This window comes from Streptomyces sp. NBC_01707, assembly GCF_041438805.1.
Taxonomy (GTDB): domain Bacteria; phylum Actinomycetota; class Actinomycetes; order Streptomycetales; family Streptomycetaceae; genus Streptomyces.
This window is the reverse complement of the sequence record NZ_CP109190.1, coordinates 4,266,500-4,289,183: the sequence shown is the minus strand read 5'-3', so window position 1 is coordinate 4,289,183 and position 22,684 is coordinate 4,266,500. Positions and strand designations below refer to the sequence as shown.

General features: G+C 71.0%; 25 protein-coding genes and 1 pseudogene. 10 read left to right on the top strand and 16 right to left on the bottom strand.

Annotation, left to right across the window (positions count from 1 at the left end; translation table 11 throughout):
- Positions 1 to 19 precede the first annotated feature (19 nt).
- Both OG963_RS19190 and OG963_RS19185 read left to right on the top strand, forming a co-directional pair.
- Positions 20 to 1,297: a thymidine phosphorylase gene (locus tag OG963_RS19190; RefSeq protein WP_030914606.1), complete on the top strand. Its 1,278-nt coding sequence runs from the start codon at positions 20 to 22 to the stop codon at positions 1,295 to 1,297.
- Positions 1,298 to 1,387: 90 nt separating this feature from the next.
- Positions 1,388 to 1,741: an STAS domain-containing protein gene (locus OG963_RS19185; protein WP_371799273.1), complete on the top strand. Its 354-nt coding sequence runs from the start codon at positions 1,388 to 1,390 to the stop codon at positions 1,739 to 1,741.
- 290 nt (positions 1,742 to 2,031) lie between these two features.
- On the opposite strand, the gene OG963_RS19180 is transcribed toward OG963_RS19185, so the two are convergent.
- From OG963_RS19180 to OG963_RS19170, 3 genes are all read right to left on the bottom strand, one after another.
- On the bottom strand, positions 2,032 to 3,021 hold the full coding sequence (locus OG963_RS19180) for a sigma-70 family RNA polymerase sigma factor (RefSeq protein ID WP_093773092.1): 990 nt from the start codon (positions 3,019 to 3,021) through the stop codon (positions 2,032 to 2,034).
- Between the two features lie 105 nt (positions 3,022 to 3,126).
- Positions 3,127 to 3,810 (bottom strand): L,D-transpeptidase, encoded by a 684-nt coding sequence (locus OG963_RS19175; RefSeq protein WP_093773090.1) that lies wholly within the window; start codon positions 3,808 to 3,810, stop codon positions 3,127 to 3,129.
- Between the two features lie 118 nt (positions 3,811 to 3,928).
- Positions 3,929 to 5,239 carry an MFS transporter gene (locus OG963_RS19170; protein ID WP_371799272.1) on the bottom strand — a complete coding sequence of 437 codons (1,311 nt, stop codon included), beginning with the start codon at positions 5,237 to 5,239 and terminating at the stop codon, positions 3,929 to 3,931.
- A gap of 62 nt (positions 5,240 to 5,301) precedes the next feature.
- Here OG963_RS19170 and OG963_RS19165 point away from each other — a divergent pair, with 62 nt between their 5' ends.
- Positions 5,302 to 6,255, top strand: coding sequence for a LysR family transcriptional regulator (locus OG963_RS19165; RefSeq protein ID WP_093773086.1), 954 nt, complete (start codon positions 5,302 to 5,304; stop codon positions 6,253 to 6,255).
- A gap of 62 nt (positions 6,256 to 6,317) precedes the next feature.
- Here OG963_RS19165 and OG963_RS19160 read toward each other — a convergent pair whose 3' ends face one another.
- Positions 6,318 to 7,076, bottom strand: a complete 759-nt coding sequence (locus tag OG963_RS19160) for an alpha/beta hydrolase (RefSeq protein ID WP_256223855.1) — start codon at positions 7,074 to 7,076, stop codon at positions 6,318 to 6,320.
- Between the two features lie 103 nt (positions 7,077 to 7,179).
- On the opposite strand from OG963_RS19160, the gene OG963_RS19155 reads away from it, so the two are divergent.
- Both OG963_RS19155 and OG963_RS19150 read left to right on the top strand, forming a co-directional pair.
- The gene (locus OG963_RS19155) at positions 7,180 to 8,334 is read left to right on the top strand and encodes an adenosine deaminase (protein ID WP_093773082.1); all 1,155 of its coding nucleotides are present in this window, start codon (positions 7,180 to 7,182) and stop codon (positions 8,332 to 8,334) included.
- A 135-nt stretch (positions 8,335 to 8,469) separates the two neighbouring features.
- Positions 8,470 to 8,802: a hypothetical protein gene (locus OG963_RS19150; protein ID WP_030914629.1), complete on the top strand. Its 333-nt coding sequence runs from the start codon at positions 8,470 to 8,472 to the stop codon at positions 8,800 to 8,802.
- A 68-nt stretch (positions 8,803 to 8,870) separates the two neighbouring features.
- Here OG963_RS19150 and OG963_RS19145 read toward each other — a convergent pair whose 3' ends face one another.
- From OG963_RS19145 to afsQ1, 5 genes are all read right to left on the bottom strand, one after another.
- The gene (locus OG963_RS19145; RefSeq protein ID WP_030914632.1) at positions 8,871 to 9,077 is read right to left on the bottom strand and encodes a PspC domain-containing protein; all 207 of its coding nucleotides are present in this window, start codon (positions 9,075 to 9,077) and stop codon (positions 8,871 to 8,873) included.
- Between the two features lie 93 nt (positions 9,078 to 9,170).
- A complete protein-coding gene (locus OG963_RS19140) occupies positions 9,171 to 9,719 on the bottom strand; it encodes a VanZ family protein (protein WP_256223854.1) in 549 nt (182 codons plus the stop codon).
- Positions 9,720 to 9,805: 86 nt separating this feature from the next.
- Complete coding sequence (locus OG963_RS19135) at positions 9,806 to 10,432, bottom strand: hypothetical protein (protein ID WP_371799271.1); 627 nt, start codon at positions 10,430 to 10,432, stop codon at positions 9,806 to 9,808.
- Positions 10,429 to 11,967 (bottom strand): HAMP domain-containing sensor histidine kinase, encoded by a 1,539-nt coding sequence (locus OG963_RS19130; protein ID WP_093773076.1) that lies wholly within the window; start codon positions 11,965 to 11,967, stop codon positions 10,429 to 10,431. Before OG963_RS19130 ends, OG963_RS19135 begins: the two co-directional genes overlap by 4 nt.
- A complete protein-coding gene (afsQ1, locus tag OG963_RS19125; protein ID WP_176902165.1) occupies positions 11,964 to 12,641 on the bottom strand; it encodes a two-component system response regulator AfsQ1 in 678 nt (225 codons plus the stop codon). The genes OG963_RS19130 and afsQ1 overlap by 4 nt, the downstream gene beginning before the upstream one ends.
- A gap of 181 nt (positions 12,642 to 12,822) precedes the next feature.
- Here afsQ1 and OG963_RS19120 point away from each other — a divergent pair, with 181 nt between their 5' ends.
- The gene (locus tag OG963_RS19120) at positions 12,823 to 13,569 is read left to right on the top strand and encodes a SigE family RNA polymerase sigma factor (protein ID WP_030914645.1); all 747 of its coding nucleotides are present in this window, start codon (positions 12,823 to 12,825) and stop codon (positions 13,567 to 13,569) included.
- Between the two features lie 215 nt (positions 13,570 to 13,784).
- On the opposite strand, the pseudogene OG963_RS19115 reads toward OG963_RS19120, so the two are convergent.
- Positions 13,785 to 13,907, bottom strand: a pseudogene (locus OG963_RS19115) (DNA-binding response regulator); the annotation flags it as partial.
- A 71-nt stretch (positions 13,908 to 13,978) separates the two neighbouring features.
- Between OG963_RS19115 and OG963_RS19110 the strand changes: the two are divergent.
- Positions 13,979 to 14,122 carry a hypothetical protein gene (locus tag OG963_RS19110; protein ID WP_176902149.1) on the top strand — a complete coding sequence of 48 codons (144 nt, stop codon included), beginning with the start codon at positions 13,979 to 13,981 and terminating at the stop codon, positions 14,120 to 14,122.
- 40 nt (positions 14,123 to 14,162) lie between these two features.
- Here OG963_RS19110 and OG963_RS19105 read toward each other — a convergent pair whose 3' ends face one another.
- On the bottom strand, positions 14,163 to 14,804 hold the full coding sequence (locus OG963_RS19105; protein WP_093773417.1) for a uridine kinase: 642 nt from the start codon (positions 14,802 to 14,804) through the stop codon (positions 14,163 to 14,165).
- Between the two features lie 129 nt (positions 14,805 to 14,933).
- On the opposite strand from OG963_RS19105, the gene OG963_RS19100 reads away from it, so the two are divergent.
- Positions 14,934 to 15,323 carry a hypothetical protein gene (locus tag OG963_RS19100; RefSeq protein WP_030914651.1) on the top strand — a complete coding sequence of 130 codons (390 nt, stop codon included), beginning with the start codon at positions 14,934 to 14,936 and terminating at the stop codon, positions 15,321 to 15,323.
- 68 nt (positions 15,324 to 15,391) lie between these two features.
- Here the strand turns inward: OG963_RS19100 and OG963_RS19095 are convergent, their stop codons facing one another.
- Genes OG963_RS19095 through deoC form a run of 3 tightly spaced genes read right to left on the bottom strand, consistent with a single transcriptional unit; the run spans position 15,392 to position 18,767 of the window.
- Positions 15,392 to 16,312, bottom strand: coding sequence for an aldehyde dehydrogenase family protein (locus OG963_RS19095; protein WP_093773074.1), 921 nt, complete (start codon positions 16,310 to 16,312; stop codon positions 15,392 to 15,394).
- Entirely contained in the window at positions 16,312 to 17,769 is a 1,458-nt protein-coding gene (locus OG963_RS19090; RefSeq protein WP_030914657.1) for an aldehyde dehydrogenase family protein, read from the bottom strand. The genes OG963_RS19095 and OG963_RS19090 overlap by 1 nt, the downstream gene beginning before the upstream one ends.
- A gap of 5 nt (positions 17,770 to 17,774) precedes the next feature.
- The gene (gene deoC / locus OG963_RS19085) at positions 17,775 to 18,767 is read right to left on the bottom strand and encodes a deoxyribose-phosphate aldolase (RefSeq protein WP_030914659.1); all 993 of its coding nucleotides are present in this window, start codon (positions 18,765 to 18,767) and stop codon (positions 17,775 to 17,777) included.
- 135 nt (positions 18,768 to 18,902) lie between these two features.
- Here deoC and OG963_RS19080 point away from each other — a divergent pair, with 135 nt between their 5' ends.
- Together OG963_RS19080 and OG963_RS19075 are read left to right on the top strand one after the other, a co-directional pair.
- Positions 18,903 to 19,541 carry a PH domain-containing protein gene (locus OG963_RS19080; RefSeq protein ID WP_093773072.1) on the top strand — a complete coding sequence of 213 codons (639 nt, stop codon included), beginning with the start codon at positions 18,903 to 18,905 and terminating at the stop codon, positions 19,539 to 19,541.
- 74 nt (positions 19,542 to 19,615) lie between these two features.
- On the top strand, positions 19,616 to 19,954 hold the full coding sequence (locus tag OG963_RS19075) for a hypothetical protein (protein WP_371799270.1): 339 nt from the start codon (positions 19,616 to 19,618) through the stop codon (positions 19,952 to 19,954).
- An 18-nt stretch (positions 19,955 to 19,972) separates the two neighbouring features.
- Here the strand turns inward: OG963_RS19075 and OG963_RS19070 are convergent, their stop codons facing one another.
- Both OG963_RS19070 and OG963_RS19065 read right to left on the bottom strand, forming a co-directional pair.
- On the bottom strand, positions 19,973 to 21,613 hold the full coding sequence (locus OG963_RS19070) for a phospho-sugar mutase (protein WP_093773068.1): 1,641 nt from the start codon (positions 21,611 to 21,613) through the stop codon (positions 19,973 to 19,975).
- A 182-nt stretch (positions 21,614 to 21,795) separates the two neighbouring features.
- Positions 21,796 to 22,620, bottom strand: coding sequence for a purine-nucleoside phosphorylase (locus tag OG963_RS19065; RefSeq protein ID WP_093773066.1), 825 nt, complete (start codon positions 22,618 to 22,620; stop codon positions 21,796 to 21,798).
- Positions 22,621 to 22,684: the final 64 nt, after the last annotated feature.

The window sequence follows — 22,684 nt, the reverse complement described above, 5'->3', positions numbered from 1 at the left end:
CCGGAAGGACTCCCAGGACATGGACGCCATCTCCGTCATCCGCACCAAGCGCGACCGGGGCGAGCTGACCCCCGAGCAGATCGACTGGGTCATCGACGCCTACACCCGCGGCGAGGTCGCCGACGAGCAGATGTCCGCACTGGCCATGGCGATCCTGCTGAACGGTATGAACCGTACGGAGATCGCCCGCTGGACCGCTGCCATGATCGCCTCCGGCGAGCGGATGAACTTCGACTCGCTCTCCCGACCCACCACCGACAAGCACTCCACCGGCGGCGTCGGCGACAAGATCACCCTGCCGCTCGCTCCGCTGGTCGCGGCCTGCGGAGCCGCCGTGCCGCAGCTCAGCGGCCGCGGTCTCGGCCACACCGGTGGCACCCTCGACAAGCTGGAGTCCATCCCCGGCTGGCGCGCCCACCTCTCGAACGCGGAGATGCTCGACGTCCTGGACACCACCGGCGCCGTGATCTGCGCCGCCGGTGACGGTCTGGCCCCCGCCGACAAGAAGTTGTACGCGCTCCGTGATGTCACCGGCACCGTCGAGGCCATCCCGCTGATCGCCAGCTCGATCATGTCCAAGAAGATCGCCGAGGGCACCGGCGCGCTGGTCCTGGACGTCAAGGTCGGCTCCGGCGCCTTCATGAAGACCATCGAGGACGCCCGTGAACTGGCCTCCACCATGGTCGCGCTGGGTACCGACAGCGGCGTACGGACGGTCGCGCTCCTCACCGACATGGCCACCCCGCTCGGCCTGACCGCGGGCAACGCCCTGGAGGTCCGCGAGTCGGTCGAGGTCCTGGCCGGCGGCGGACCCAAGGACGTCATCGACCTCACTCTCGCCCTGGCCCGCGAGATGCTCGACGCGGCCGGACTCAAGGACGCCGACCCGGAGAAGGCCCTGGCCGACGGCTCCGCGATGGACGTCTGGCGCCGGATGATCTCCGCCCAGGGCGGCGACCCGGATGCCACGCTCCCGGTCGCCCGCGAGCAGCACGTGGTGGCGGCTCACACCTCCGGCGTACTGACCCGTCTCGACGCGTACGACATCGGCGTCGCCGCCTGGCGCCTCGGCGCGGGCCGGGCCCGCAAGGAGGACCCGGTGCAGGCGGGCGCGGGCATCGAAATGCACGCCAAGCCGGGCGACACGGTGACCAAGGGCCAGCGGCTCCTGACGCTGCACACGGACACCCCGGAGAAGTTCGAGTACGCGCTGAAGGCCCTGCCCGGGTCGTTCGACATCGCCCCGGCCGGCACGGACTTCACCGCCACCCCCGTGGTGCGGGAACGTATCGCCTGACCTGCGGCTCACTCGTACGGGTGAACAGGACCGGTGGACTGCCGCCGGTCCCGTTCGGCATGGTCGGTCGAGGAGCCGCGTCGCGCTGCGATGAGTTCCGGCGGCTGCGGCGGTCTCCTTCGTGTGGATCCCAAGACCCCGAAGGCTCTGGTCATCGCCGGTCGCGTCACCAGGCCCGACGTGCCGGCGCTCTGCGCCGAGCTGGAATCCCTGCTGTACGACCCGGAGGGCAGGGCCCGCGACCCGGACGTCGGGGTGGACTGCGACGTGGGCGGGGTCGTACAGGTGGATCTGATCCTGGTCGAGGCGATCGCGCGACTGGGGCTCGTCACGCGCCGGGCGGGCCGCGGACGGCTGCGACTGCGTAACGTGCCGCCCGAACTACGGAACCTGCTGCACATGGTGGGGCTGGCCGATGCCGTGAACCTGAGGGAGCAGGGCTGAGGCGCCGGCCCCCGCTCTCCGGGGTCGGCCCGACCGTACGCAGACGACCAGCAGCGGGGCTGCCGGGGCCGTGGGCTGCGGCGTCGGCGTCGCTGTCGTGGTCGCTCCGCCGTCGCAGGCGTCGTCGGACCCGCGCTCCGGCCGAGGCACCGGTCCGACGCCGGATGCCGGGTGCCGGCCGGGTCCCTCGGTGGCGACGGGCTCACCCAGCCACTGCGTGGCCCCCCAGCCGCCGAGCGCCGGCACCGCCCAGCCCGCCACCAGCGCGTGCCGCAGCCGCGGTCGTCGTCTCACACCGCATCGCCTTCCAGGTGATCCGGCAGACCGAAGAGCGGGAACCAGCGGGGTGTGTCCAGGAAACAGTGCAGTCCGGCGATCGCACCGTCCGAGATCTCGATGACCTGCACCGCCCACGGCACGAAGCCCGGACCGTCCGGATTCGGCTTGTAGTGGGCGAACGCCGGAGTGCCGTTCGCCGTGGTCGCCACCAGGCGGGAGCCCTCGCAGCTCGCGCCGAGGGAGACCATGAAGCCGGTGATGTCGTCGTGCCCCTGGAGCCAGAGGTCGAACGGCGGCATCGTCATCACGGCGTCCTCATGGAGCAGCGCGGTCAGCGCAGCCATGTCGTAGCCCTCGAACGCCGCGACGTACCGCTCGAGGAGCTTGCGCTGCTCCTCGTCGAGCGGGTCCGCGGTGTCGGTGGCCCGTCCCTCGTTCTCGCCGAGGGTCGCCCTGGCGCGCTGCAGGGCGCTGTTGACCGAGGCGACCGAGGTGTCGAGCAGCTCGGCGACCTCGCTCGCCTTCCAGGCGAGCACCTCGCGCAGGATCAGTACGGCCCGCTGTTTGGGCGGCAGGTGCTGCAGCGCGGCGACGAACGCGAGGCGCACCGACTCCCGTGCCACCGCGGCCTCCGCCGGATCGGCCACCGACGGCAGGATCCGCCCGTCCGGCATCGGCTCCAGCCAGGTGTTCTCCGGCAGCGGGGTGAGCGCGGCCTGAGCGAGCGGTGTCGGGCCCGTCAGATCGACCGGGCGGGCCCGCTTCTTCCCCGCCTTCAGCATGTCCAGGCAGACGTTGGTGGCGATCCTGTACAGCCAGGAGCGCAGCGAGGAACGGCCTTCGAACTTCTCGAAGTTGCGCCAGGCGCGCACCATCGTGTCCTGTACGGCGTCCTCCGCCTCGAAGGCCGAGCCGAGCATCCGGTAGCAGTAACCGGTCAACTCGGCCCGGTGTCCTTCCAGACGGCTGTCGATGTCCGTCGCTGCCGTCAGATCACTCATCGCTCCACCCCTGTTGCGTTGTGTCACTGCTCACCCGGCACTTCGGAAGCTACAGGAGGCCACTGACAACGGGGGTGGGAAGTACCGAAGCCGCTCGCGTTCCGGTCACGTTCCGGGCTTGCGCCCGTAGACGTAGACGTCGTCGCCGTTCTTCAGCAGATTCCAGTACGCCTTGGCGTCCGCGTCCCGCATGTTGACGCAGCCGTGGGACCCCGGCGGGTTCCACATCTTCAGACCGACCGAGTGGAACGCCTGCCCGCCGTCGAAGAACTGCGAGTACGGCATCCACACGTGGTACAGCGTCGACCAGTGCTTGATGTGCCGCAGGTAGACCTTCTTCGCCCCGGTGCGGGTCTCGTATCCGTTCCGCCCGCTGCGGATCGGCACCGGACCGTACTTGAGCTTGGCACCGTCCTGGATCCAGCTCAGCTGCCGGGTCAGGTCCACACACGCGATGCGCCCCTTGTTGGTGGGGCACTTCCCGGCCTTGTTGGGGTTCTTGCCGGCCGCCTTCTGGGCGGTCAGCGTCTGCATCGTCCGCCAGGTGATCGGTCCCGCGTACCCGATGTCCGGGGTGATCCCGTAGGTGCGCTGGAACGACTGGATCGCCTTGCAGTCGGCCGCCGACTGCTTGCCGTCGACCGTCCGGTGCAGGTATTTCTCGACCTGCTTCTGGTACGGCCCGGTGGACGTGGTGCAGGATGCGGCCTGAGCGGAGGCGCCCGATCCGAGCACGAGCGCCGGTGCTGCCATCAGTCCGGCGACGGACAGCGCCACCGCGCGCCGCATCCGGACTCCCCGTATGTTCCCTACGACTCGCATGTACGCCAACTCCCCTTCGCGCGCAGTGCGGTGGTTCCGCCTGCTAGACGCGCGTCGGGGAGTGGATGGTTGTGCGCCCTATGTCTCAGTTCTGTACGGACGCCACCGGTACGAGCCGGCGTCGCTCGGCGCGGGCGACCCGCGACCCGTACAGCGTGATCGAGACGACGCCGAGGACCGCGAGCAGTCCCATCGACACCGTGGCCGCCCAGCCACCGGCGTGGAAGGCGATCGCGCCGAGCGTGCCGCCCGCGCTCGAGCCCAGGTAGTACGCGGACTGGTAGAGCGCCGACGCCTGCGCCCGGCCCTTCGTCGCGGTCCGGCTCACGGACGACGAGGCGACCGCGTGCCCGGCGAAGAAGCCCGCCGTGATCAGGACCAGACCGAGGAGTACGGCGGCCAGCTGGTCGGCGAGCGAGAGCAGCAGACCGGCGGTCGTGGTGGAGACGGCCAGGTAGAGGGCGCCCCGGCGGCCGAGCCTGGCTACGAGCCGGCCGGCGGCGGCCGACGACACCGTACCGACGAGGTAGACCAGGAAGATCGAACCGATGACGCCCTGCGGGAGATTGAACGGTTCGCCGATCAGCCGGTAGCCGATCACCGTGTAGACCGCGCCGAACACCGTCATGAACAGGGCGCCGATCGCGTACAGCCTGCGCAGCAGCGGATCGGCGAGGTGTTCGCCCACCGTCTTGGCCAGGGCCTTCGGGTTCAGCGTGCCGGGCGTGAAGTTGCGGGCCCTCGGGATCATGAAGTGGAAGACGACCGCGCAGGCCACGGCGAGCAGCCCGACCGCGCCGAGCGCCGCCCGCCAGCCCCACAGCTGGGCGATCCAGCCGGTGAGGATGCGGCCGCTCATGCCGCCGATGCTGTTGCCCGCCACGAACAGTCCGATCGCGGCCACCAGCGCCTTCGGCCGTACCTCCTCGGCCAGGTACGCCATCGCGGAGGCGGGCAGCCCGGCCAGGGCCGCGCCCTGGACGGCGCGCAGGGCGATCAGCCAGCCGAGCGAGGGGGCGAACGGCACGAGCAGGCCCACCAGTACGGCGACCGTCAGCGACGCGGTCATCAGCTGCCGCCGTCCGAACCGCTCGGACAGTGCACTCATCGGCAGCACACACAGCGCCAGCGCACCCGTCGCCGCGGAGACCGTCCAGCTGGCCTGGCCGGCCGTGGCGCCGAAGCCGGCGGAGACGGCGGGCAGCAGCGCCTGGGTGGAGTAGAGGAGTGCGAACGTCGCGACACCGGCGGCGAAGAGCGCCAGGCTCATCCGGCGGTAGCCGGGGCCACCGGGCTCCAGCCGGTCCGGAACGGCGGCGGCAGCGGGGACGACGGCTGATGACGGTGCTGAGGCGTCCAGCGTGAGGGTGGACGCCTTGGTACTGGCAGGAGACATACCTCGAAAGTAGATCGCTCTGATTCATGCGTCCAATGCACGAACTGGCGATAATCAATCCCATGGTGCATGAACACAGCTCACAGCCTCGGCTGTCACCGAGTAGTTACGAAGAAGACATTCGCGCGGTCCTCGCGCCGCGGCTCGCTTACTTCGAGGCGGTGGCGCGCCACGAGCACGTCACCCGCGCCGCGCACGAGCTCGGCGTCCCGCAGTCCACGCTGTCGCGGGCAATGGTCAGGCTGGAACAGGACCTGGGCGTCGCCCTGTTCGCCCGCAAGGGCCGTACCGTCTCCCTCACCCCGGCGGGCCGCACCTTCCTGGGCTCCGCCGAGCGGGCCCTCGCCGAGGTGGAGCGGGCCGCGGACTCGGTACGGGCCGACGCCGATCCGGCCGCGGGCAAGGTGGCCTTCGGGTTCCTCCACACGATGGGCTCGGAGACCGTTCCCGCGCTGATCCGGGCCTTCCGCGCCGACCACCCTCGCGTGCGCTTCCAACTCGTCCAGAACTACGGCGAGGCGATGATCGAGCGGCTCCGCGCCGGCGGCCTGGACCTCTGCCTCACCTCGCCCGTCCCGGACGCCCCCGACCTGGTGGCCCGCCGTCTCGACGAGCAGCGGCTGCGCCTGGTCGTCCCCGACGATCACCGGCTCGCCTCCCGCAGGCGCATCCGCCTTGCCGAGGCGGCCGACGAGGCGTTCGTGACCCTGGAGCCGGGGTACGGCCTGCGGCGGATCACCGACGACCTGTGCGCGGAGGCGGGCTTCACACCCCGGGTGGCGTTCGAGGGCGAGGAGGCGGAGACCCTGCGCGGCCTGGTGGCCGCCGGCCTCGGCGTGGCCCTGCTGCCGCCGCCCGCAGTGGCCCGCCCGGGCGTCGTCGAACTGACGGTCACGGCCCCGCGTGCGGCCCGCGAGATCGGCGTGGCCTGGCTGGACGGCCACCCGGACACACCCCCGGTGGCGGCGTTCAAACAGTTCCTGCTGTCGCGGCGGGGGCATCTGCTGCCCGACTGACGGGCGGCAGTGCGTGCGAAGTCATGCGGCGCATTCCGGGTGTCCGGGGCGTCCCGCGCGCCCTACTTCAACGACCGCCCGAACCCAGCGGCCAGCGGCATCCGCAGCCCCAGCGGTGGGGGCGCCGCCAGGGCGTCGGCGACCGGGCGGGCGTAGTTCCGCCCGAACAGCGATCCCCGTACGAAGTCCACCGCCAGCGCCACCACTTCGGCGCGGTGCTGGCGCAGGGCGTGGCCGTCCGAGTGGACCTCGAAGCGGCAGGTGTCCCGGTTGGCCTTCTTGGCGCGCTGGGCCAGGCGGAACGACAACTCCGGGTCGGAGCGCGCGTCGTTCGTGCCGTGGACGAGCAGCACCTGACGGCCCAGCAGATGCTTCACCGGCTCCTGCTCCACCGACGGGTCATCGGGCAGCCAAGGCGCCATCGCCAGCACCGAGTTGACCGCCGGATGGCCGCCCGCGCGCAGCGCCGCACGGCCGCCCATGCCGTGCCCGGCCAGGCAGACGGGGATGTCGCCGTACCGTCGTACGACCTCCTCCACCGCCCACTCGGCGTCCGCCGCGAGCTGCGCGTCCGTGGCGTTCCAGCCGCGGCAGCGGTAGTGCACGACATGCGCGGCCAGCCCGTCGTCCTGGCCGGCGCGGGCCAGGGTGCGGGCGAGCGGCAGCTGGAGCGCGTACGACAGAGGGGAAGGGCGGCGGTGCGAGTCGGCCTCGCCGTCCGGGAGCAGCAGGACCACGCCGCTGACCGCAGGTTGTGCTCCGGCCGTCTTCACGGCCCGTCCCAGCCTCGCAGCAGGCAGGGGGAGTGCGCGCTGTGCCATGACAGAACAGTGTCAGAAGGACAGGTGTACTCCACCCGTATTCGCGGTCACTGTTACGTATCGGCGGTCGGTGCTCTACGCGCGTAGGCGTTAGAGTGCCCAGATGATGAGCCCGACCCTCCATGTGCCCGGCCCCGACCAGATCCGGCGCGCCCCCAAGGTGCTGCTCCACGACCACCTCGACGGTGGTCTGCGTCCCGGCACGATCATCGACCTGGCCCGTGACGCGGGCTACGAAGCCCTTCCCGAGACCGAGGCGGACAAGCTCGGCATCTGGTTCCGCGAGGCGGCCGACTCCGGCTCGCTGGAGCGCTACCTGGAGACGTTCGCCCACACCTGCGCCGTCATGCAGACCCGCGAGGCTCTGGTCCGGGTGGCCGCGGAGTGCGCCGAGGACCTCGCCGCGGACGGTGTCGTGTACGCGGAGGTGCGGTACGCCCCCGAACAGCACCTGGAAGCCGGGCTGACCCTCGAAGAGGTCGTCGAGGCGGTCAACGAGGGCTTCCGCGAGGGTGAGCGCCGGGCCAGGCTGGACGGCAACCGGATCCGGGTGGGTGCCCTCCTCACCGCCATGCGGCACGCCGCCCGCGCCCTGGAGATCGCCGAACTCGCCAACCGCTACCGGGATCTGGGCGTCGTCGGCTTCGACATCGCGGGTGCCGAGGCGGGCTACCCGCCCACCCGTCACCTCGACGCCTTCGAGTTCCTCAAGCGCGAGAACAACCACTTCACCATCCACGCGGGCGAGGCCTTCGGGCTGCCGTCGATCTGGCAGGCGCTCCAGTGGTGCGGCGCCGACCGGCTCGGCCACGGCGTCCGCATCATCGACGACATCGAGGTCGCCGAGGACGGCAGTGTCACGCTCGGCCGTCTCGCCTCGTACGTCCGGGACAAGCGCATCCCGCTGGAGATGTGCCCGACCTCCAACCTCCAGACCGGTGCCGCCACCTCGTACGCCGAGCACCCGATCGGGCTTTTGCGCAGGCTCCACTTCCGGGCCACCGTGAACACGGACAATCGGCTGATGAGCGGTACGACCATGAGCCAGGAATTCGAGCGGCTGACCGAGACTTTCGGATACACGCTCGACGACATTCAGTGGTTCACAGTCAATGCGATGAAATCAGCATTCATTCCTTTCGATGAACGTCTGGCGATGATCAATGACGTGATCAAGCCTGGATATGCCGAGCTGAAGTCGGAGTGGCTTTTCGAGCAGACCGCTGCGACCAGCGCATCTTCCGCTTCCGCGGGCTGAATCACGCTTCCGTGACAAACGGCCGGGAAGATCGGATCCCGGCCGTTTGCCACGTCCGCCATGTTTGCGGGACCGGTAGTGCGCTGGCTAGTTTGCAGAGCCGCTCGCATCCCCTTCCCCAAGGATGAATTTCACATGAAGCAGTCTGCTGCCAGGACTCTCGGTGTCGCCGCTCTCGGTGCCGCTTTCGCCGCGGCCGCCGCCGGTACGGCCTCCGCCGCCGCGCTTCCCCTCGACGCCGCGACGTCCGCCCTGCCGACCGCCGCTCTGCCGATCGCCGGCTCCGCACTGGGGACCGCCACGCAGTCCCTGCCGGTCCAGGACACGGCCGCGAAGCTGCTCGGCAGTGGCCAGACCAAGATCCTCGACGACGCCACCGCCCCGGCCAAGGGCCTGCTCGGCGGGCTGCCCGCCGGTGGCGTGACCACCAGCGGTCTGTCGACCAACGGTCTTCCGCTCGGCGGCTGACCCTCGTACGACGTGAGTGGGGCGGACACCCGGACCGGGTGTCCGCCCCACTCACGTATGTCCCGGGGCTACCAGGCGGTGGTGGCCGCCGACGCCTTCTCGGCCGGCAGCAGCAGCCACAGCGCCAGATAGAGCAGGAACTGCGGGCCGGGCAGCAGACACGAGACGAGGAAGATCACGCGCATGGTCCCCGCGGACGTGCCGAAGCGCCGTGCCAGCGCTGCGCACACTCCGCCGATCATGCGTCCGTCACGGGGGCGGGCAAGTGCGGCCATGGTGGGCTCCTTCGCGAACCGTTGCCGAGGAGCAGCTCCGTCGTGCTCCCCGTGTATCCATGGTGGCCCGGCGAACAGGGGCAAAGCGTCGCTCTACGGTGCGATACCGACCCTGGAAATCGTCGGGGTCGACCCCTGAGGCATCTCGTCCCTGGGGCGGGGAACCAGTCGTACCCGGTCCTGCCCGCGACGACGCAGCCGCTTCCGGCACACCGGTACGACCAGCAGATGGGCGAGCCCCACGCCCACGGTGTTCAGCAGCAGCGAGTCGACATCGACGACCTGACCCGGCACCCCGGTCTGTGCCAGCTCGATCGTCAACGAGATCAGCGACCCGGCGGCGACGGTACGGGCCAGGGAGGCCCACGGGGAGACATGGAGTCGTCCCCCGGCCATGGGCAGCAGCACCCCCAGCGGCGCCAGCAGCAGCAATCCCTCACCGATCCGATGTGCTGCCTCGGCCGGGCCGAGGGACAGGTCCGTCCTTATACCGGCGAAGGGCCGAAGGTTGGCGGCCGTCATCCACGGCACGTCCAGCGGGCGCAGAGTCAGCCACCCGACAAGCAGCAGATGCGCGAGGAGGAGAAACACCCCGACCGCGCGGAAGCGGATGACGGCTTGGCCGCCCGAACCTTGACGCACGCCCCCCAAGACGCGGCTACCGGCAGGATCGGTTCCGCCGCGTCCCAGGATGACTCGAAGACCACACATCAGCTCGGGTCCGGTCCTCAGGACAGCTTGGCCGCACCGAGCGTCGGCACGGCCTCCGGCCGGGCCTTCGTCTCCGAGGTGCACAGATAGGCGCGCGGCGGGTAATTCCCGGGCCCCCCGAGCAGCACCGTGCCGTCCGAGGCCAGCGACTCGCTCTCCGCGTACGTGCACACGATCTGTGCCAGAGCCTCCGACGGCAGGTCCTCGGGCTGCTCGCTGAGCCGCAGCACGGCCGCCGGATCGGCCCCGCGGGCCCCGCTGATCTGCAGGGTCGCCGGTACGTCCGTGGAGAAGCCCGCCTGCCGCTCATCGGAGGCCGGCTCCTCCTGAAGCTCGTCGAGGAGCGCCTGCGCGACCCGGATCCGGTCGGACTTCGCCTCGTGGATCTGCACCGAACGGTCCACCGTGACCAGCTGCGAGGCACAGATCAGATAGATCTGCACCGGGATCCCCTGCATCGCCTGCGTGCTGACGTCCTCCGCGGACATCGAGCACGGCACCCGGGACGGCGCGGCTCCGGCGTCGACCGGTACCGAAGTGGTCCTGATCCCGCATCCGGCGACCAGCACGGCGCAGACGACGACGCCGGCCAGTGCTCCGGCCGCGCGGCGCGCCCGGCGCGTTCCACGGTTGTTGCGCCTCACGTCGCGTCCCCCTTCTCGTCCCGGGCCTCGGCTCCTTCGTCCCGCGCGGTGGGGGTGAGCTCCTCCGCATCGCGCGGCAGACGCAGCACGAACACCGCGCCGTCGCCGTCCGGTGAGTTCGCGGCCGTGATGTCACCGCCGTGGATGTGTGCGTTCTCCATGGCGATCGACAGACCGAGCCCGCTGCCCTCCGAACGCGGCCGGGAGGCACTGGCCTTGTAGAAGCGGTCGAAGACGTGCGGCAGGACGTCCTCCGGGATGCCGGGGCCGTGGTCGCGCACCTCGATGACGAGCTCGTCGCCGTCGGTCCGTACCGCGACGCGTACCGGCGATCCGCCGTGCTTCAGCGCGTTGCCGATCAGATTCGCCAGGATCACATCGAGCCTGCGCGGATCGAGGCGGACCATCATGCCGCGCTCGGCGTCCAGATCCACCGCGTCCAGCCAGGCGCGGGCGTCGATGCAGGCGGTGACCTGGTCGGCGACGTCGACGGTGTCGAGGACGAGCCGGGCCGTCCCCGCGTCGAAGCGGGTGACCTCCATCAGGTTCTCCACCAGGTCGTTCAGCCGCCTGGTCTCGCTGACCACCAGATGCACGGCGGGCGCGATCATCGGGTCGAGGCTGTCGGCCTCGTCCTCCAGCACCTCGGCGACCGCGGTGATCGCGGTGAGCGGGGTACGCAGTTCGTGCGACATGTCGGCGACGAACCGGCGGCTGGACTCCTCCCGCGCGCTCATGTCCGCGACCTTCTTCTCCAGAGAAATCGCGGCTCTGTTGAACGTACGGGAAAGATCGGCGAGTTCATCGGTGCCGGAGACCACGAGCCGGGTGTCGAGCTTGCCCTCACCGAGCTTGCGCGCGGCGTCACCGAGCCGCTGGACCGGCCGCAGCACCGTCGTCGCGGCGGCCTGAGCGAGCAGCGCCGAGCCGACCAGGGCAAGTCCGGTGGCGATCCCCAGCGACCACGCGAGGGAGTTGAGATCCTGCCGCTCCTGGTCGAGCGACTTCAGCATGTAGCCGGTCGGACCACCACCGATGATCCTCGTGCCCGCCACCAGGTACGGCGTACCGCGGATCGAGGTGCGCTGCCAGAACAGGTGGTACGGGTACGTGTTGCCCGCCTCCGACGGCTGCCTCCTGTTGACCTGCTGCTGCAACGAGAGCGGCACGTTGTCCAGCGTGAAGGTGTCCAGATTGGAGTTGCCCACGATCGGCTTGTCGCCGTCGCGCTTGTCGACGAGCAACACGCTGTAGCCGGGACTGCTGCTCGCCATCTGCACGGCGGCGTTCTGCAGATCGTCCTTGGTGGGGTGCAACGGCAGCGACGCCGCCCGGTTCTGCATCTCCTGCCGGAAGTCCCCGAGCGCCGCGTCCTGTGTACGCGTCAGCACGGCCTCGCGGTTGAGCCAGTACGCGATCCCCGACGCGGACACCGCGGCGGTCAGCGCCACCAGCGCGAACACGACGACGAGCCGCAGCCGCAGACTGGTCCAGCGAAGACCGGCGAGCAGGCTGCGCTTGGCAGCAGCGGTCACTGCGGCGAGTCCAGCCGGTAGCCCACGCCCCGTACCGTACGGATCAGGGTCGGCGAGGACGGTACGTCCTCCACCTTGGCGCGCAGCCGCTGCACACAGGCGTCGACGAGCCGGGAGTCACCGAGGTAGTCGTGCTCCCACACCAGCCGCAGCAACTGCTGCCGCGACAGGGCCTGTCCGGGTCTGCGACTCAGCTCCAGCAGGAGCCGCAGCTCGGTCGGCGTGAGCTGCAGGTCCTCCCCGTTCTTGGTCACCGTCATCGCGGAACGGTCGATGACCACGTTGCCGAACGTCGCCGAGTCGGTGGACTCGCGCTCGCCGCGGCGCAGCACCGCACGGATCCGGGCGTCCAGCACCCGGCCCTGCACGGGCTTGACCACATAGTCGTCGGCGCCGGACTCCAGTCCGACGACGACGTCGATGTCGTCGCTGCGCGCCGTGAGCAGAATGATCGGCAGCTGGTCGGTGCGCCGGATGCGCCGGCACACCTCGAAACCGTCGATGCCGGGCAGCATCACATCCAGCACGACCAGGTCCGGCCGCTGCTCGCGCAGCAGTTTCAGGCCGTCCTCTCCCGTAGCCGCGGTGGCCACACGGTGGCCCTGGCGTGACAGCGAGAGTTCGAGGGCCGTGCGGATGGCGTCGTCGTCCTCGATCAGCAACAGGAAAGGCACGGGGGTCATTCTGGCCCATGGGAGAGCCTCAGTTCGACCGTTGGAGGCCTCTCATTCGGACGGCACGCCGGTCGGAGGGCCTGTGACAGGTCTGTGACAGTCGGCGGACAGCGCCATGAAACAGCGCGGGCAAGCTCATTGGCACATGGAACGGACGGACTCCACCGACGGGGGGCGCGAGATGAACGCACTGCACAGCACCACCTCAAGCGCAGTTGTCACGCGTCTCCACGACGTCGGCAGGGGCACCGAGAAGTCCGGCGCCGCGGGTCGGGGGTGCGTTCGTGGCGCCGGGCGGCAGTACACGTCGTACATGACGGTGGTCGACGCGTCTGCGGGGGCCAACGGGGGAGCTGCGTACGGGGAGGGCTCGGGGGAGCGGAAGCCCCTGGCGGAGACCGCGGACGCCGAAGCGGCGTTCACGGCCTACGTCCAGGAGCGCCGTGCCTCCCTGTACGCAACCGCCTACCACCTGACCGGTGACCGGTTCGAGGCCGAGGACCTGCTGCAGAGCGCCCTCTTCTCGACGTACCGGGCATGGGACCGGATCAGCGACAAGGCGGCGGTCGGCGGGTATCTGCGCCGCACCATGACCAACCTGCACATCAGCGCCTGGCGTCGGCGCAAGCTGAACGAATACCCGACCGAGGAGCTGCCGGAGACGGCGGGCGACACGGACGCGATGCGCGGTACGGAACTGCGCGCCGTGCTCTGGCAGGCGCTGGCGCGGCTGCCGGAAGTCCAGCGCACGATGCTGGTCCTGCGGTACTACGAGGGGCGCACGGACCCGGAGATCGCGTCGATCCTCGACATCAGTGTCGGCACGGTGAAGTCGAGCATCTGGCGGTCGTTGCGACGGCTGCGCGAGGACGAGGTGCTGAGCTTCGGCCGTGACGAGGAGGAGTCCTTCGGCGAGCTGGTGGCCTGAAGGCAGCGGGGGGAACCGGGGGAACGGGGACTGCCGCTTCGGGGGGAGCGGCGGTTCACGGGGAACACAGCAGGGTCGGACGGGCCGGGGGGTCCTGTCCGGCCCTGAGGTGCGTTCGGGGAGGCGGCGTCCTTGCGACCCGGTCCTCGGGCGCGGAAGGAGCGAGAGGCGCCCTCGATCGCCGCACGGGGCAGGGCGGACCCAAGGTGTCGTGCTCAGTCGCGGAAGCCGGGGGCGACCAGGCCTGATTCGTAGGCCGCCACCACCGCTCGGGTCCGGTCGCGCAGGGCGAGTTCGGCCAGGATTCGGCTGACGTGCGTCTTCACCGTCTCCTCAGTGATCAGCAGGTGCGTCGCGACAACTGGTCACCGACCCGGACCGGCACCGGTATCTGCAGCAGATCGCCCCGATGACCGCGGGCCTCGCCGTCCAGGCCACCGTCGGTCGCGACACGCTGCCCATCGGCCCGTGGACCGGGCTGGGGGTGCTCGCCGGATGGGCGGTGGCCGCGCTGCTCGGAGGCGGGCCGGTGCTCAGGCTGCGGGACGCGTGAACTCCCGCTGTGAGCCCAGCAGGACCGAAACGAGGAGCCCTCAGGCCATCCCGCGTGCCGCGGGGGCCCGGCGGCAGCGGCCGGCTGCTGCCGCGGCCAGTCGTCCCAGCGCCTCCTGCTTCCCGCAGGGATACGCGCCGAGTTCGGTCTGGCGCGCCACGATCCGTCGTTCCGCCCGCATCAGGCGCCATCCCCGCCGGAGCAGGAACGGCACCGACTTCCGGCCCTCGCGCAGATCCCGCAGCAGCCTGCGGCGGAACGTCGTCGTAGGGCGGCCGCGCAGGCACAGGGCGTCTGCCAGGACACCCAGGTCCTGGCACCGCTCCACTATCTCCGCCGCGAAGATGCCCTCGGCCACGAACAGCGGCGTGCGCTCGATGTGGAGTGCCTCGCGGTCGACCCGGGAGCTGGTGGAGATGTCGTACACCGGGACGTTCGTACGTCCCGTGCGGCACAGCTCCATGATGGCGGCGACCGCCGCGTCCGCGTCCCAGGACTGGGCGGAGTCCCAGTCGATGTCCGAACTGCCCGGGACCACCGGCAGCGTGGGGTCGTCGCCCTCCTTGTAGAAGTCGTCCAGGCGCAGCACCGGAAGGTCGGTGCGGGCGGCGAGGGAGGACTTGCCGGAGCCGGAGGGGCCCGCGAGCAGCACGACGCGGGTCGGGATCGGTTGGGGACTCACGGGACACCAGTGTGAGGCATCGACCGGCGCAGGGAACCCCCCGGTGCCTGTGTTGGTATCCAGCATCACACCTCAATTACGCTACGTACCCAGATGATTACTCGATCGGTTCGATCAGGTGGGAACTCCATGGCACGTCATGCACTTTCCAGGTCCCGGCGTCGTGCGCTGCTGCGCGCGGGTCTGACCGTCACCGCGGTGGGCGCCGCGCTCGGTGCGGGGGGTGCGGCGGCACAGGCTGCGCCGCTGCCCGTCGCACCGGCCTCGGGCGCCGACAGCAGCCTCGATGCGGTCGGCGGCGCGACCGGTGCGTTCGGGCACGCGGTCTCGCCCCTCACGCAGTTGCAGCTCGACCCGCTGGCCAACACGGGCGTCGACCCGCTGGCGAACGGGGTGGGCACGCAGGTCGCCGACTTCAAGCCGGTCTCCACGGGCGTCGTCACCGATCCGCTGACCAGCGGCGGTGCACTGAAGGACCTGCCGGTGGTGGGGCAGGTCGCCGGGCTGCTGCACGGCTGATCCCGGCGCACAGGGCTGCGGCCCGCCCCTCCATGGTGTTCCGGAGGGGCGGGCCGCAGCCGCGTCGGTCAGTAGGAGGAACCGGAGACGCCGAGCGCACCCGTGGGGTGCCAGACCGTCTTGGTCTCCAGGAAGGCCGTCAGGCGGTGGGTGCCCGGGTCGGCCGACCAGTCTCCGTCCACAGCCTGTGGACGGGAGGCGGGCGGGCGGAGAACTCGCTTCAGGTTGTCCGCCGCCGCGATCTCCAGTTCCTTCGCCAGTTCGGCGTCGGCGCCGGTCAGGTCGATCGCGTTGACGTCCTGGTGGGCCGCGAGCGGGGCCGCGAGCTCCGCCGTCCTCCCGGACAGGATGTTCACCACACCGCCCGGCAGGTCGGAGGTGGCCAGCACCTCGCCCAGGGACAGCGCCGGCAGCGGCGCGTCGGCGGACGCGATGACGACGGCCGTGTTGCCGGTGGCGATCACCGGGGCGACGACCGAGACCAGGCCCAGGAACGACGACGCCTGCGGGGCCACGACCGCGACCACGCCGGTCGGCTCGGGCGTGGACAGGTTGAAGAAGGGGCCCGCGACCGGGTTCGCCCCGCCCACGATCTGGCCGATCTTGTCGGTCCACCCCGCATACCAGACCCAGCGGTCGACGGCCGCGTCCACGACGGCAGCCGCCTTGGACTTCGACAGCCCCTCCGCGTCCGCCACTTCGCGTACGAACTGGCCCCTGCGGCCCTCCAGCATCTCCGCGATGCGGTAGAGGATCTGGCCGCGGTTGTACGCCGTCGCGCCCGACCATCCGCCGAACGCCTTGCGGGCGGCCACGACCGCGTCACGCGCGTCCTTGCGGGACGACTGAGGCGCGTTCGCCAGCCACTTGCCCTTGGAGTCCGTCACCTCGTACACCCGGCCGCTCTCGGAGCGGGGGAACTTGCCCCCGACGTACAGCTTGTAGGTCTTGAAGACGCTCAGTCGGTCAGTGTGCTCAACTGCATTCATCAACGCTCGCCCTCCGGGCTCGACGGGGCGAGGTACGCCTCCAGGCCGTGACGGCCGCCTTCACGGCCGAAGCCCGACTCCTTGTAGCCGCCGAACGGCGAGGTCGGGTCGAACTTGTTGAACGTGTTGGCCCAGACGACGCCCGCCCGGAGCTTGTTCGCCACCGCGAGGATGCGGGAGCCCTTCTCCGTCCAGATGCCGGCCGACAGGCCGTACTGGCTGTTGTTGGCCTTGGCGACCGCCTCGTCCGGCGTGCGGAACGACAGCACGGACAGCACCGGGCCGAAGATCTCGTCGCGGGCGATGGTGTGCGCCTGGGTGACGTTCGTGAACAGCGTCGGGGCGAACCAGTAGCCGGACGACGGGAGGTCACAGGGGGCGGACCAGCGATCGGCGCCCTCCGCCTCGCCCGTCTCCACCAGCGCCGTGATCCGGGAGAGCTGCTCCTGGGAGTTGATCGCGCCGATATCGGTGTTCTTGTCCAGCGGGTCGCCGAGGCGCAGCGTGGACAGCCGGCGCTTCAGGGAGTCCAGCAGTTCGTCCTGGATCGACTCCTGGACGAGGAGGCGCGAGCCCGCGCAGCAGACCTGGCCCTGGTTGAAGAAGATGCCGGTGACGATGCCCTCGACGGCCTGGTCGATCGGGGCGTCGTCGAAGACGATGTTCGCGCCCTTGCCGCCCAGCTCCAGGGTGACCTTCTTGTCGGTGCCCGCGACCTGGCGGGCGATGGCCTTGCCGACCGCGGTCGAGCCGGTGAAGGCGACCTTGTCGACGTCAGGGTGCTCGACGAGGGCCGCGCCCGCGTCCCCGTACCCGGTGAGGATGTTCACGACACCCTTGGGCAGGCCCGCCTGGCGGCAGATGTCGGCGAAGAACAGCGCGGAGAGCGGGGTCGTCTCTGCGGGCTTCAGGACCACCGTGTTGCCGGTGGCGAGAGCCGGGGCGATCTTCCAGGCCAGCATCAGCAGCGGGAAGTTCCACGGGATGACCTGGCCCGCGACGCCGAGCGGCCGGGGGTTCGGGCCGTAGCCGGCGTGGTCGAGCTTGTCGGCCCAGCCCGCGTAGTAGAAGAAGTGCGCCGCGACCAGCGGAAGGTCCGCGTCGCGGGTCTCCTTGATCGGCTTGCCGTTGTCGAGGGTCTCGAGGACGGCGAGCTCGCGGCTGCGCTCCTGGATGATCCGGGCGATCCGGAAGAGGTACTTGGCGCGCTCGGAGCCGGGCAGCGCCGACCACTTCTCGAACGCCTTGCGGGCCGCCTTCACGGCCCGGTCGACATCCGCGGCGCCGGCCTGCGCGACCTCGGAGAGGACCTCCTCGGACGACGGGGAGACCGTCTTGAAGACCTTGCCGTCAGCAGCGTCGGTGAACTCACCGTCGATGAACAGCCCGTACGAGGGAGCGATGTCGACGACCGACCGCGACTCGGGGGCGGGTGCGTACTCGAATGCAGATGCCATGGGGATCAGTCCACCGTCACGTAATCGGGGCCGGAGTAACGGCCGGTGCTGAGCTTCTGACGCTGCATCAGCAGGTCGTTCAGCAGGCTGGAGGCGCCGAAGCGGAACCAGTGGTTGTCCAGCCAGTCCTCGCCGACGGTCTCGTTGACCAGGACGAGGAACTTGATCGCGTCCTTCGAGGTGCGGATGCCGCCGGCCGGCTTCACGCCGATCTGCACACCGGTCTGCTCCCGGAAGTCGCGCACGGCCTCCAGCATGAGCAGCGTGTTCGCGGGCGTGGCGTTCGTCCCGACCTTGCCGGTCGACGTCTTGATGAAGTCCGCGCCCGCCAGCATCCCGAGCCAGGACGCGCGGCGGATGTTGTCGTACGTGGACAGCTCGCCGGTCTCGAAGATGACCTTGAGGCGGGCGTCGGTGCCGTCGGCACGGGCGCACTCGGCCTTCACGGCGAGGATCTCCTCGTACACCTTGAGATAACGGCCGGAGAGGAACGCGCCCCGGTCGATCACCATGTCGATCTCGTCGGCCCCGGCGGCCACGGCGTCGCGGACGTCCGCGAGCTTGATGTCGAGCGCCGCACGCCCGGCCGGGAAGGCCGTCGCGACGGACGCCACCTTCACGCCGGAACCGGCCAGCGCGACGGCGGCCGTCGCCGCCATGTCGGGGTAGACGCAGACCGCGGCGGTGCGCGGGGTCGTGCGGTCGGTCGGGTCGGGGTTGACGGCCTTGGCGGCGAGAGCCCGGACCTTGCCCGGGGTGTCCGCGCCTTCGAGCGTCGTCAGGTCGATCATCGAGATGGCGAGGTCGATCGCGTACGCCTTGGCCGTCGTCTTGATCGAACGGGTGCCGAGGGACGCGGCGCGCGCTTCGAGGCCGACGGCGTCGACGCCGGGCAGCCCGTGCAGGAAGCGGCGCAGGGCGCTGTCGGACGCGGTCGCGTCGGAGAGGGGGGTACCTCCCACGCGTTCGGCCGTGGTGGAGGGTGCAGTGGTGGGCATGGTCACCAGATGAGCATATCTACGCGCGTAGCGGCCTGTACAGGGGGACCCGCATTCCGGGTTTGCGAGGGTGCCGGGCCGGTTGGTGGGTGGCCGCTCCGGCGGGCCCCCCGCGCATCAGGCAGAATCGGGCCCATGACGAGCCCCACGCCCCCAGCCGAGCCGACCTACGCCGACCGGACGTTCCGGTCGCCCGCCGGGCTGGTGGGCGGTGTGCTGCTGCTCCTGCTCGTCGGGTGGATCGGCGGCGACGCCGTGTACCGGGGCACCGGCCGGGTGCCGTGGCTGGCGCTCGCCGGACTGCTGACGGCCGTGCCGTTGATCGTGGCGTTCACGCTGCGGCCGGTGGTGCTCGTGAACGACCGGCGCATCCGGATCCGTAACCCGTTCCGTACGATCACGGCGCCGTGGACGGCGGTCGCGGATGTGCGGGCCGGGTACTCCAGCGAACTGTTCACGCAGGACGGCGCGAAGTTCCAGTTGTGGGCGGTGCCGGTGTCGCTGCGGCAGCGGAAGAAGGCGGCGCGGCAGCAGACGCAGAAGGCGCAGGACGATCCGTACCGGCGGACGTCCGTGCACGCGGATGTGCGCGACGCGAAGTCGCGGACCGCCGCGGCCGACCAGAGCGTGCGGGAGATGCGGGAGTTGGCCGAGCGGGCGGGGGACGGCGGCGCCGACGGCTCCGGGACGGTTGTCGTCCGGTGGGCGTACGAGGTGATCGCGCCGGCGGTCGTGGGTGCGGTGGCGCTCGTCGTGCTGTTCGCGACCGGCTGAGGGGGCAGGTCGCGCGGCTGCTGCCGCGCTCCGGCCTCGGCCTCCCCAACTCCTCGCGGACATGGAGGTGTTGCATGCACTCGAACCGACTTGATTTCCGGCCGGCGCCGTCCGCGAACGGACTGGGCCGGGTACACGCCGCGGTCCGGTGGACGGGACCCGGCCTCGGCGCCGCGGACGGCCACGAGATGCGTACGGCCGTCGCCGTCGGCCATGACATCTGCGGATTCCCGCAGTTCGCGACGGTGCCGGGGGGCACCGTGGTCACGATGGAGACCCCGCGCCAGGTCCTGCGCCACGAGGTCCGCGCCCGCCACCGCACCCCCGGCCACCGCCTGCGGCCTCTGCCGGGGAGACCTGACGCTCCGGTCCTGCGCGGGACCGGGCGCCGGCCTCACGTACCCGATGCGTGAAGCCGGTGTCCGACCCGCTCAGATCCCCGCGGCCGCCGACAGATCCCGCTTGATCCCGGCGAGCAGTTCGGCGCCCTTCGCACGGGCGGCGGGGAGCTCGCCCGCCGAAGCGACCGGCACCACGACCTCCAGGTAGCACTTCAGCTTCGGCTCGGTACCGCTCGGGCGGACGATCACCCGGGCACCCTCGAGGTGGTAGCGCAGCCCGTCGGTGGGCGGCAGCTGCTCCGTCCCTTCCGACAGGTCCTCGGCCGAGGTGACGGCGAGGCCCGCGAGTGCGGTCGGCGGGGTGTCGCGCAGCCGCCGCATGGCGTCCGCGATGACCGACAGGTCCTCCACCCGGACCGACAGCTGGTCGGTGGCGTGCAGCCCGTGCTCGACCGCGATGTCGTCGAGGAGATCGAGGAGCGTACGGCCCTGCTCCTTGAGCCCGGAGGCCAGCTCGGCGGCGAGCAGAGCGGCCGTGATGCCGTCCTTGTCGCGCACGCCGTCCGGGTCGACGCAGTAGCCGAGCGCCTCCTCGTACCCGTACCGCAGGCCGTCGACGCGGGCGATCCACTTGAAGCCGGTCAGCGTCTCCTCGTAGCCGTTGCCCGCCTTCTCGGCGATCCGGCCGAGCAGCGACGACGACACGATCGACTCGGCGAAGACGCCGGTGGCACCCCGGGCGACCAGATGCGCCGCGAGCAGCGCGCCGACCTCGTCGCCGCGCAGCATGCGCCAGCCGCCGTCCGCGGTGGCGTCCGGCACGGCCACGGCGCAGCGGTCGGCGTCCGGGTCGTTGGCGATGACGAGGTCCGGGTTCGCGCGCCGGGCGGTGGCGAAGGCGAGGTCCATCGCGCCGGGCTCCTCCGGGTTGGGGAAGGCGACGGTGGGAAACGCCGGGTCGGGCTCCGCCTGCTCGGTGACGAGTACCGGGGCGGGGAAGCCGGCACGGGCGAAGGCCGCGGTCAGGACGGACGTGCCGACGCCGTGCATCGCCGTGTACACCGTCCGGGCGGTGCGCGGGGACCCGGCGGCGAGGACCGCGTCCGTACGCGCCAGATAGGCGTCCAGGACCTCGTCGCCCAGGATCTCCCAGCCGTTCTCCGGGCGGTCGACGCCGGCCAGCGGGCCGACCGCGGCGATCGCGTCGGCGATCTCGCCGTCGGCCGGGGGCACGATCTGCGAGCCGTCGCCGAGGTAGACCTTGTAGCCGTTGTCGCGCGGCGGGTTGTGACTGGCGGTCACCTCGACGCCGGCGACGGCACCCAGATGCCTTATGGCGTACGCCAGGACGGGGGTGGGCAGCGGGCGGGGGAGGACCGCCGCCCGCAGGCCCGCGCCCGTCATCACGGCCGCGGTGTCGCGGGCGAAGTCGGCGGACTTGTAGCGGGCGTCGTACCCGATGACGACCAGGCCGCCGGTCCGGCCCTGCGCCTTCAGATAGGCGGCGAGCCCGGCGGCGGCGCGGATGACGACGGACCGGTTCATCCGCATCGGCCCGGCTCCCAGCTCGCCACGGAGCCCGGCGGTACCGAACTGCAGCGTGCCGGCGAACCGTGCGGCGAGCGCGTCGAGGTCCTCGGCGTCGATGAGCTTGGCGAGCTCGTCGCGGGTCTCGGGGTCGGGGTCCTCGGCGAGCCAGGTCCTGGCCTGCGTGATGAGGTCCTGCTGCACGGTGTCCGCCTTTCGGGGGTGGGGTGGGTTACGGGGGAGCTGCCCCCGGACCCCCGTCCCTCAATCGCCGGAGGGGCCAATTCTTCGGCCTCGCCGGCGTTCGAGGCGCGGGGTCCGGGGTCGAACCCCGGTTCGGGAAGGGGCGGGTCGGGGAAACCGCCCGCCGCCGGTGCGACGCCCGCTCAGATACGGTCGAGCACCCGCGCCAGCAACGACCCCATCCGGGTCGCCGAGTCGCGTCCCGCCTGCAGCACCTCTTCATGGTTCAGCGGCTCCCCGCTCAACCCGGCAGCCAGATTCGTGACGAGCGAAATACCCAGCACCTCGGCCCCCGCCTCCCGCGCGGCGATCGCTTCGAGCACGGTCGACATGCCCACCAGGTCACCACCCATGACCCGCACCATGTTGATCTCGGCCGGAGTCTCGTAGTGCGGTCCGGGGAACTGCACGTACACGCCTTCTTCGAGCGTCTCGTCGATCTCCTTGCACAGGGCGCGCAGCCGCGGCGAGTACAGGTCGGTCAGGTCGACGAAGTTGGCGCCGATGATCGGCGAGGCCGCGGTGAGGTTGATGTGGTCGCTGATCAGGACGGGCTGTCCGGGGCGCATGCCCTCGCGCAGACCGCCGCAGCCGTTCGTCAGGACGACGGTCTTGCAGCCCGCGGCGACGGCGGTACGGACGCCGTGTGCGACGGCGGCGACGCCGCGGCCCTCGTAGAAGTGCGTGCGGCCGAGGAAGACCAGGGCGCGCTTGTCGCCGATCCGGTACGAGCGGATCGTGCCGCCGTGGCCCTCGACGGCCGGCGCCGGGAAGCCGGGCAGTGCGGTCACCGGGAACTCGGCCTCGGGCGCGCCGAGCGCGTCGCCCGCAGGTGCCCAGCCGGAACCCATCACGAGCGCGACGTCGTGGGTCTCGGCGCCGGTCAGCTCGCGCAGTCGGGCGGCGGCGTCGGCGGCGGCGGCGTGCGGGTCGCCCTGGATGTTGTCCGGAATAACAGATGCGTTCACGCGGATGAGCGTAGCCGGTGAATCCCTACGCGCGTAGATGCCTATGCGGAGAGTCTGCACACGC